At 63.3% G+C, this 1,678-nt stretch carries 3 protein-coding genes; 2 read left to right on the top strand and 1 reads right to left on the bottom strand.

Translation table 11 applies throughout. From position 1 onward, the window contains the following. Both VHB27_RS12905 and VHB27_RS12900 read left to right on the top strand, forming a co-directional pair. On the top strand, window positions 1-343 hold a 343-nt coding region (locus tag VHB27_RS12905), incomplete at its 5' end, for a cell wall hydrolase (protein WP_325600987.1). Window positions 344-372: 29 nt separating this feature from the next. Next, window positions 373-1,023, top strand: a complete 651-nt coding sequence (locus VHB27_RS12900) for a sulfite oxidase-like oxidoreductase (protein WP_325600985.1) — start codon at window positions 373-375, stop codon at window positions 1,021-1,023. A 12-nt stretch (window positions 1,024-1,035) separates the two neighbouring features. Here the strand turns inward: VHB27_RS12900 and VHB27_RS12895 are convergent, their stop codons facing one another. After that, window positions 1,036-1,536 carry a DUF1993 domain-containing protein gene (locus VHB27_RS12895; protein WP_325600984.1) on the bottom strand — a complete coding sequence of 167 codons (501 nt, stop codon included), beginning with the start codon at window positions 1,534-1,536 and terminating at the stop codon, window positions 1,036-1,038. Window positions 1,537-1,678 lie beyond the last annotated feature (142 nt).

Below are 1,678 nucleotides of genomic sequence, written 5' to 3'. Positions count from 1 at the left end.
GACCCGCGTCATGTATTTCGAGTCCAACCGCTCCTCCGCCGAAGGCATGCTTGCGGTCGGCACGGTGGTGATGAACCGCGTCAGCGATCCGGCCTATCCCCATACCGTCTGCGGCGTCGTCGGCCAGTCGAACCAGTTTGCGGACGGCGTGCTGTGGAAGCCGATGCGCGAAGGGCGTAGTCTAACTCTGGCGCGCTCGATGGCCGACAAGGTGCTGCATGGCTACCGCCATCCTGGCGTCGGAAACGCAAAATTCTTCCACACGGAAGGCTACACGTTCCCCTATACCAACATGCACTACACCTGGGTCGCCGGCGGGAACGCATTCTACGAGAAGTATTGATCCGCGCGGCGGCCGGATCGGAGCCGCCCATGACCGATATTCCAGAAGACAGCAAGCTTACCCGCAGCAAGTCCCGCTGGGCGGAACTCGGCAAGTTCCTGACCGGCAAGACGTCGCGGCCCGAGGACAGCCGCCTGCCGCCCGGCCAGCACCTGGTACGCAACTGGCCGGTCCTCGATCTCGGCCAGACACCCAATGTGGCTCGGGAAAACTGGCGGCTCGACATCGCCGGTGCCATCGAGGCCCCAATCACCTGGACATGGCACGATCTGATGTCGGCGCCGCAGACGCACAAGTTGAGTGACATCCACTGCGTGACCTCGTGGTCGCGCTACGACAACAATTGGGACGGTGTCACCACGCACGATCTGATGGAGGCCGTACGGCCGAGAGCCGAAGCCACGCACGTGCTGTTCACCAGCAATGACGGCTACACCACCAACATGGCAATCGAGGATTTCGCCTCGCCCGAGGCCCTGCTCGTCCACAGCTGGGAGGGCGCGCCGCTGCCGCTCGACCACGGCGGCCCGGTGCGGCTGGTGGTGCCGCACCTCTATTTCTGGAAAAGCCCGAAATGGATCCGGCGGATCGAATTCGCGACACGCGACCACCCCGGCTTCTGGGAAGTCCGGGGCTATCACAACCACGCCGATCCCTGGCTGGAAGAGCGCTACTCCTGAGTCGGAATGAGCTCAGCCGGTGAAGTCGCGCTTGCCGACGGGGACGCCAGCGTGACGCAGGATGTCGTAGGCTGTCGTCACGTGGAAGAAGAAGTTCGGCAGCGCGTTTTCGAGCAGGTATTTCTGCGCCGGCCATTGTACCTCCTCGCCGCGCACCTTGAGCGGGATCAGCTTGTCTTCGGTGCCGTCGAGTTGCGCCGCGGGGATCGACCTGGCGAAATCGAGCCCTGTCTGTAGCCGCGCCTTGACCTCTGCCCAGGTTTTTTCGGTGTCCGCCCAGGTTGGCGCGGCGACGCCGCTCACGCGCGACAGGAATAGCTTGGCCCGATCGGTGGACGACTGGATTTGGAACGAGAACGGCAGCATGTCCGGCGCCAGCCGCATGGCGACGTAGTTGTCTGGGCTGAATTTGCGCTCGTCAGCATAGGCCTCGGCCTTGCCCATCACCGCTTGCAGATTGCTGAGCATGCGAACGAACGTGCCCGCGGAGGCAGTAGAGAAATTCATCGGCATTGTGGAGTTCCGGATCGATATGGCGGGGTGCCGGTGACGGAGGGGCTTGCCTTCCATCGCCAGTCGCCGATGATTTGCCCGAAACCGGCCGGATTAGCAATGCGTTAACGGGGCCGGCCTAGCGTTTCGCCGACAACGGGAC

This window comes from Rhodopila sp., from assembly GCF_035548235.1.
Lineage (GTDB): Bacteria > Pseudomonadota > Alphaproteobacteria > Acetobacterales > Acetobacteraceae > Rhodopila.
This window is presented reverse-complemented; position numbering and strand designations above follow the sequence as displayed.